General features: G+C 71.0%; 8 protein-coding genes. 7 read left to right on the top strand and 1 reads right to left on the bottom strand.

Annotation, left to right across the window (positions count from 1 at the left end):
- Window positions 1–165: 165 nt before the first annotated feature.
- Entirely contained in the window at window positions 166–1,728 is a 1,563-nt protein-coding gene (gene ilvA / locus AAG801_RS20850; RefSeq protein ID WP_341890083.1) for a threonine ammonia-lyase, biosynthetic, read from the top strand.
- Window positions 1,729–1,807: 79 nt separating this feature from the next.
- Window positions 1,808–2,881, top strand: a complete 1,074-nt coding sequence (locus AAG801_RS20845; RefSeq protein WP_341890082.1) for a nicotinate-nucleotide--dimethylbenzimidazole phosphoribosyltransferase — start codon at window positions 1,808–1,810, stop codon at window positions 2,879–2,881.
- A 35-nt stretch (window positions 2,882–2,916) separates the two neighbouring features.
- Here AAG801_RS20845 and AAG801_RS20840 read toward each other — a convergent pair whose 3' ends face one another.
- Window positions 2,917–3,576: a hypothetical protein gene (locus tag AAG801_RS20840; RefSeq protein WP_341890081.1), complete on the bottom strand. Its 660-nt coding sequence runs from the start codon at window positions 3,574–3,576 to the stop codon at window positions 2,917–2,919.
- 59 nt (window positions 3,577–3,635) lie between these two features.
- Here AAG801_RS20840 and gspG point away from each other — a divergent pair, with 59 nt between their 5' ends.
- The 5 genes from gspG to gspK are packed head-to-tail and all read left to right on the top strand — an operon-like array spanning window position 3,636 to window position 6,514.
- Window positions 3,636–4,079: a type II secretion system major pseudopilin GspG gene (gspG, locus tag AAG801_RS20835; RefSeq protein WP_341890080.1), complete on the top strand. Its 444-nt coding sequence runs from the start codon at window positions 3,636–3,638 to the stop codon at window positions 4,077–4,079.
- A gap of 13 nt (window positions 4,080–4,092) precedes the next feature.
- Window positions 4,093–4,557: a prepilin-type N-terminal cleavage/methylation domain-containing protein gene (locus tag AAG801_RS20830; protein WP_341890079.1), complete on the top strand. Its 465-nt coding sequence runs from the start codon at window positions 4,093–4,095 to the stop codon at window positions 4,555–4,557.
- Complete coding sequence (gene gspI, locus AAG801_RS20825; RefSeq protein ID WP_341890078.1) at window positions 4,554–4,922, top strand: type II secretion system minor pseudopilin GspI; 369 nt, start codon at window positions 4,554–4,556, stop codon at window positions 4,920–4,922. The genes AAG801_RS20830 and gspI overlap by 4 nt, the downstream gene beginning before the upstream one ends.
- A complete protein-coding gene (locus AAG801_RS20820) occupies window positions 4,923–5,558 on the top strand; it encodes a prepilin-type N-terminal cleavage/methylation domain-containing protein (RefSeq protein ID WP_341890077.1) in 636 nt (211 codons plus the stop codon).
- Window positions 5,555–6,514: a type II secretion system minor pseudopilin GspK gene (gspK, locus tag AAG801_RS20815; protein ID WP_341890076.1), complete on the top strand. Its 960-nt coding sequence runs from the start codon at window positions 5,555–5,557 to the stop codon at window positions 6,512–6,514. Before AAG801_RS20820 ends, gspK begins: the two co-directional genes overlap by 4 nt.
- The last annotated feature ends 52 nt before the right edge of the window (window positions 6,515–6,566 follow it).

The following is a 6,566-nucleotide window of genomic DNA, read 5'->3' as shown; positions in this document are numbered from 1 at the left end:
TGTTTCGTTTGCGCGCGTTTCGACCGCCGTTCCGTTTGTCTCCTCCACCTCCTCCATTGGTGGATTCAGCCCAAGGCAGCAATGCCTTGGGCTTTTTTCTGTGCGCGGCCGCATCTTGAGCGGCCGTTATGATGCGGCGCCGCAAGAGCCCCTCTGGAGACGCGCATGGCCGGCCCGCGCCGCAGCCCCGACAGCAAGAAGAAGAGCGCCGCGCCGACGCTCGCCGACTACCTGCAGAAGATCCTCACCGCCCGCGTCTACGACGTTGCGCAGGAAACGCCGCTGGAGCTCGCGCGCAACCTGTCGAGCCGTCTGGGCAACCAGGTGTTCCTCAAGCGCGAGGACAACCAGCCGGTGTTCAGCTTCAAGCTGCGCGGCGCGTACAACAAGATGGCGCACCTGAGCGCAGCGCAGCTCGCGCGGGGCGTGATCTGCGCCTCGGCAGGCAACCACGCGCAGGGCGTGGCGCTCGGCGCCCGGCAGCTCGGCTGCCGCGCCCTGGTCGTGATGCCGGTGACCACGCCGCAGCTGAAGATCGACGCGGTGCGCGCACTCGGAGGCGAGGTGGTGCTGCACGGCGACAGCTATTCCGACGCCTACGTGCACGCCAAGGAACTCGAGCGCAGGAACGGCCTGACCTTCGTGCATCCGTTCGACGATCCCGACGTCATCGCCGGCCAGGGCACGATCGGCATGGAGATCCTGCGCCAGCACCAGGGGCCGATCGACGCGGTGTTCGTCGCCATCGGCGGCGGCGGCCTCGTCTCGGGCGTCGCGGCCTACATCAAGTCGGTGCGGCCGGAGATCAAGATCATCGGCGTGCAGATGAACGACTCCGACGCGATGCTGCGCTCGGTTCGCGCCGGCAAGCGGGTCACGCTGGGCGACGTGGGCCTGTTCTCCGACGGCACGGCGGTGAAGCTGGTCGGCGAGGAGACCTTTCGCCTGGCGCGCAAGCTGGTCGACGACTTCGTGGTCGTCGACACCGACGCGGTCTGCGCCGCGATCAAGGATGTGTTCCAGGACACGCGCAGCATCCTCGAGCCGGCCGGTGCGATGGGTGTGGCGGCCGTCAAGCAGTACGTCGAGCAGCACAAGCCCAAGGGTCGCAACTTCGTCGCCATCACCTGTGGCGCGAACATGAACTTCGACCGGCTGCGCTTCGTTGCCGAGCGCGCCGAGGTCGGCGAGCAGCGCGAGGCGATCTTCGCCGTCACGATCCCCGAGGAACGCGGCAGCTTCAGGCGCTTCTGCGAACTGATCGGCCCGCGCGCCGTCACCGAGTTCAACTACCGCATTTCGGACTCGCAGCAGGCCCACGTGTTCGTCGGCGTGGCGATCGCCAACCGCGACGAGGCCGACAAGCTGGCGCGCAACTTCCGCCGCCACCGCTTCGAGGCGCTGGACCTGACCGACGACGAACTGGCCAAGCAGCACCTGCGCCACATGGTCGGCGGGCGCAGCGAACTCGCGCTGGACGAGCGGCTGTACCGCTTCATCTTCCCCGAGCGGCCCGGCGCGCTGATGCGCTTCCTGTCCAGCATGCACCCGGGCTGGAACATCAGCCTGTTCCACTATCGCAACCAGGGTGCAGACTACGGCCGCATCCTCGTCGGCATCCAGGTGCCCAAGGCAGACAAGAAGGCCTTCCGCGACTTCCTCCAGACGCTCGCCTACCCGTGCACCGACGAGACCGACAACCCGGTGTACCGGATGTTCCTGCGCTGAGCGGCCTGGCATCGCGATTGCGTGGCTGGGCAGCGCCCCTCACAATGACGACCCCCGCCCGGACTGCGTCACTTCTTCCATGTCCGTCAACCGATCACTGATCACGCCCACCGCGAACCCGCTGCTCGAACAGGCCCTGCGCGAAAAGCTGCAGCGCCGCAGCGAGACCACGGGCAGCCTCGGCGAGCTCGAGCCGCTGGCGATCCGCCTCGGGCTGGTGCAGAACACGCTCAAGCCGCGCTTCCGCTCGCCGCAGATCGTTCTGTTCGCTTCCGACCACGGCCTCGCGGTGGACGGCATCGGCATCCCCGGGCGGGCCTCGACGGCCAAGCTGGTGGCACGGCTGCTCGGCTCGCAACTGCCGGTGTCGGTGTTCGCGCGCATCCAGGGCCTGGAACTGTCCGTGGTCGACTGCGGCGTCGCCGAGCCGGTGGCGCCGCACGCGCGCTTGCTGGCGCGCAAGATCGCCCACGGCACGCGCAGCTCGCGCGCGACGATGGCGATGTCGCTCGACCAGGCCCATGCGGCCATCCGCGCCGGCATGGAGATCGCCGACTCGCTGCCCGGCAACGTGATCGCCTGCGCCGGCATCGGCGTGGGTGCACACGAGAGCGCGGCGCTGGTGCTGTCGCGCCTGGCCGATACGCCGCTGCGCGACCTGCTGCTGTCCGGCCCGAACATGCCGCCGGAAGACCTCAACCACCTGGTCGGCGTGCTGCAGGGTGCGCAGACGCGCCACAAGGACGCCAATGACCCGGTCGAGGTGCTGGCGGCGTTCGGCGGCTTCGAGATGGCGATGATGGTCGGCGTGATGCTGGTGGCGGGTAGCAAGCGGCACCTGGTTATCGCCGACGGCATGACGGCCTGCGCCGCGCTGATGGTGGCCTCGCGCATCGCGCCCGCCGTGACCGACTACTGCGTCTACTGCCGCAGCCACAACCACCACGGGCTGGACCGCGCGCTGTCGCTGTTCCAGGCCACGGCACTGCTCGAGCTCGGCATGGAAAGCACCGACGGAACCGGCGCCACGCTGGCCTGGCCGCTGGTGCGCAGTGCCGCGGCGCTGCTGACGGAAGTGGCGGAGGGCGAGGACCCGGGGCCGTCGCTGCCGGCGCCGATGTCCAGCCCGACCGGAGCCGGCTCGCTGAACTGAACCGCGGCCCCGGGGAGGGCTTCAGCGCTGGCTGGTCAGCGGTTGGTGACGCCCGGCGTGCGCGAACGCGGTGGCGGGGGCACGCCCTGTTGCGGGTTCGGCGTCGTCACGGTGCTCGGTGGCAGGCCCTGCGGAACCACCGCGCCCGACGGCAGCGGCAGCGGCGCTGGCGCCGGCCGGGGGGTCGGGGCGAGCATGGGTGCAGGCGCCGCAGCCGCCCCGAAGGTCAGGCCATCACCGGGCCCCGGCAGGGTGCCGGTGGCCGGCGCCGGCAGCGCGGGGATCTCGAGCGTCGCCGCCGGGCCGCCCTGCGCTGCGCCGATCGAGGCGCTGCGCAGGCTGACCGACTGCAGCACGATGTCGCCGTCCAGGCGCGCGCCGACCGGGTAGGCACGCGCCGGCTTGGCATCGACGGCGATCAGCGCATAGCCGTTGCCGTCGCTGCGCTTGTTGGCCATCACACCGATCAGTTTGAAACGGGAAGCAAGTTCGGGCGCCGGCGCGGCCGGTCCGGCGGAGGCCACCGGCGTGGCGCCGAGCACGCGGGACAGGTCGCCGCGCATCGCGGCCGCATCGCCCACCGCCACGGTGTACGACGGTGCCGGCTGCGCGCGCACGAACATGCGCAGCCCCCAGAACACGGCGGTGGCGGCCACCAGTGCCCAGACGACGAAGGCCGTGAGTCTTGCCAACATGCGCGGATTATGATCGACCGGGTCTGCAACACCACGGCCCTGCCCCGGCGGGTCGTTTCATGATGTCATCCTCTCTGCCCCTGCCCCGCACCCGCCGCGCGCGCGGCTTCACGCTGATCGAGCTGATGGTGGTGCTGGTGATCATCGGCGTGCTGGCCGCGCTGATCGTGCCCAACGTGCTCGATCGCGCCGACGACGCGCGCGTGACCGCCGCCCGCACCGACGTGAACAACCTGATGCAGGCGCTCAAGCTCTACCGGCTCGACAACCAGCGTTACCCGAGCGGCGAGCAGGGCCTGCAGGCGCTCGTCGTCAAGCCGACCAGTGGCGCCATCCCGCCGAACTGGAAGCCCTACCTCGAGAAACTGCCCAACGACCCCTGGGGCCGGCCGTACCAGTTCGCCAACCCGGGCCTGAAGGGCGAGATCGACGTCTTCAGCTTCGGCGCAGACGGCGCGCTCGGCGGCGAGGGCAAGGACGCCGAGGTCGGCTCCTGGCAGTGAACCCGGAGCCCTCGTGCGACCGCGCGCGACATCTCGCCAAGCCGGCTTCACGCTGATCGAGCTGCTGGTCGTCATCACGCTGATCGCGATTGCCAGCAGCGTCATCACGCTCGCGCTGCGCGACCCGGCCGCCACGCGGCTCGAGCAGGAAGGCGCGCGCCTGGCCGCCCTGCTCGAATCGGCACGCGCCGAGGCGCGCGCCTCCGGCCTCGCTGCACGCTGGGAACCGCGCGCCGAGCAGGTCGACACGCCCGGCTTCCGTTTCATCGGCCTGCCCGACAGCGCCGAGCGGCCGACACGCTGGCTCGGCGAAGGCGTCAGCGCCGAGGTGGTCGGCGCACGCGCGGTGGTGCTCGGCCCCGAGCCGCTGATCGGGCGCCAGCGCATCGTGCTGAGCCTGGACGCGCAGCGCCTCGTGCTCGATACCGACGGCCTCGGCCCCTTCGTCGTCAGCACCGGCGGCGAGGCGGCACCGTGACTCGCAGACCCGTCTCGCACGGCTTCACGCTGATCGAGGTGCTGGTCGGCGTGGCCATCGTCGCGGTGACGCTGGGCGCCGGCATCAAGGCTGCGGGCGCGCTGACCAACAACGCACAGCGTCTGTCCGAGGTGACTGCGGCGCAGTGGTGTGCCGACAACCAGCTCACGGGCCTGCGCCTGGCCAGGCAGTTCCCGAGCGTGGGCGATGGCGACTTCGTCTGCGAGCAGCTCGGCCGCACCTACAGCGGCAAGCTGGTCGTGCGGCCGACGCCGAACCCGAACTTCCGCCGCGTCGACGCGCAGATCGCCAACGACGCGGGCCAGCCGGTGCTGTCGCTGTCGACCATCCTGGGCAGGTACTGAATGGCGCAGCAAAGGGGCTTCACGCTCGTCGAAGTGCTGGTCGCGCTGCTGATCCTGTCGATCATGGCGGCGATGGCCTGGCAGGGCGTGGACGGCATCGTGCGCACGCGCGACGCCAGCCAGCGCCTGCTCGAGCAGACGCTGCGGCTGAACACCGTGCTGGCCCAGTGGCAGACCGACCTCGGCGCGGTGCAGGACACCGGCGCCGTGCCGCCGCTGGTGTTCGACGGCGCGACGCTGCGCATGACCCGCGGCGTGCCCGAGGGCGTGCAGGTGGTCGCCTGGTCGCTGCGGCCCGAGGCCGGCAGCAACGCCTGGCTGCGCTGGGCCGGCCCGGTGGTCACCGGCAGCGCAGCGCTGCAGGACAGCTGGTTCGCCAGCCAGCAGCTGCAGGGCGGCGAGCCCGGCCAGTTGCGCACGCTCGACGGCGTGTCGCAGTGGCAGGTCTACTTCTTCCAGGGCAACGCCTGGAGCAACGCGCAGTCCACCGGCAACGTGGTGGCGCCGCCGCCGGGTGCCGCCAGCGGCGTCGCACCGCGCCAGGCGCTGCCGTCGGGCGTGCGCGTGGTGCTGAGCTTCGCCGAAGGCAGCGGCATGAGCGGCACGCTGACGCGCGACGCGCTGCTCGGGCCATGAACGTGCCAAAGCGCTCCCCGCGCCGCCAACGTGGCGCCGCCCTGCTCACCGCGCTGATCATCGTCACGCTCGTAGTGACGCTGGCTGCCTCGATGGTCTGGCAGCAGTGGCGCGCAGTGCAGGTCGAGGCGGCCGAGCGGGCGCGTGTGCAGTCGGCCTGGATCCTCAACGGCGCGCTCGACTGGGCGCGGCTGATCCTGCGCGAGGATGCCCGCTCGGGCCGGCCGACCGCGCTCACCGAGCCCTGGGCCACGCCGCTGGCGGAAGCCCGGCTGTCGACCTTCCTCGCCGTCGACAAGAGCAACGCCGACGACGCGCCGGACGCCTTCCTCTCCGGCGTGATCACCGACGCGCAGGCGCGCTACAACCTGACCAGCCTGCTCGACGGCAGCGGCAAGATCGTCGCCGTCGAGCTCGAGGTGCTGGAACGCCTGTGCCAGACGGTGGGCGTGTCGACTGATGTTGCCGCACGCATCGCCGCCGGCTTGCGCGACGCCCAGGCCGCCGGTGCGCGGGACGGCAGCAGCAGCGCGCCGCTGCGCCCGCGGGCGCTGGCGCAGCTCGCCTGGTTCGGCATCGACCCGAGCACGATCGCGCTGCTCGAGCCCTACGTGACCCTGCTGCCCGTGCGCACGCCGGTCAACGTCAACACGACTTCGCGCGAGGTGCTTGCCGCGGTGGTCAAGGGCATGGACCTGGCCACTGCCGAGCGGCTGCTGCAGCAGCGCCAGCGCGACCCTTTCAAGACGCTGGGCGCTGTCGAGGCGCAGGTGCCGACCCTGGCACCGCTGAACCCGCAGCAGTTGTCGGTGGTCTCGAGCTATTTCGAGGTGCGCGGCCGGCTGCGTCTGGAGAACAACTCGCTCGAGCAGCGCTCGCTGGTCGAGCGCCGCGGCCTGGACATGCTGGTGGTGCGCCGCGAGCAGGTTTCCACGCTGGAGGGCCCGGGCTCGTGACGCGGGTCGGGCCCGATGGCGCATCGACCCACCACGGCGCTACAACACGGTG

The sequence above is a fragment of the Variovorax sp. YR752 genome, from assembly GCF_943372545.1.
This window is presented reverse-complemented; position numbering and strand designations above follow the sequence as displayed.

Bases quoted from the DNA above. Each gene is read 5' to 3' on its own strand.
- ilvA (WP_341890083.1), top strand. From the start codon at position 166: ATGGCCGGCCCGCGCCGCAGCCCCGACAGCAAGAAGAAGAGCGCCGCG.
- AAG801_RS20845 (WP_341890082.1), top strand. From the start codon at position 1,808: ATGTCCGTCAACCGATCACTGATCACGCCCACCGCGAACCCGCTGCTC.
- AAG801_RS20840 (WP_341890081.1), bottom strand. From the start codon at position 3,576: ATGTTGGCAAGACTCACGGCCTTCGTCGTCTGGGCACTGGTGGCCGCC.
- gspG (WP_341890080.1), top strand. From the start codon at position 3,636: ATGATGTCATCCTCTCTGCCCCTGCCCCGCACCCGCCGCGCGCGCGGC.
- AAG801_RS20820 (WP_341890077.1), top strand. From the start codon at position 4,923: ATGGCGCAGCAAAGGGGCTTCACGCTCGTCGAAGTGCTGGTCGCGCTG.
- gspK (WP_341890076.1), top strand. From the start codon at position 5,555: ATGAACGTGCCAAAGCGCTCCCCGCGCCGCCAACGTGGCGCCGCCCTG.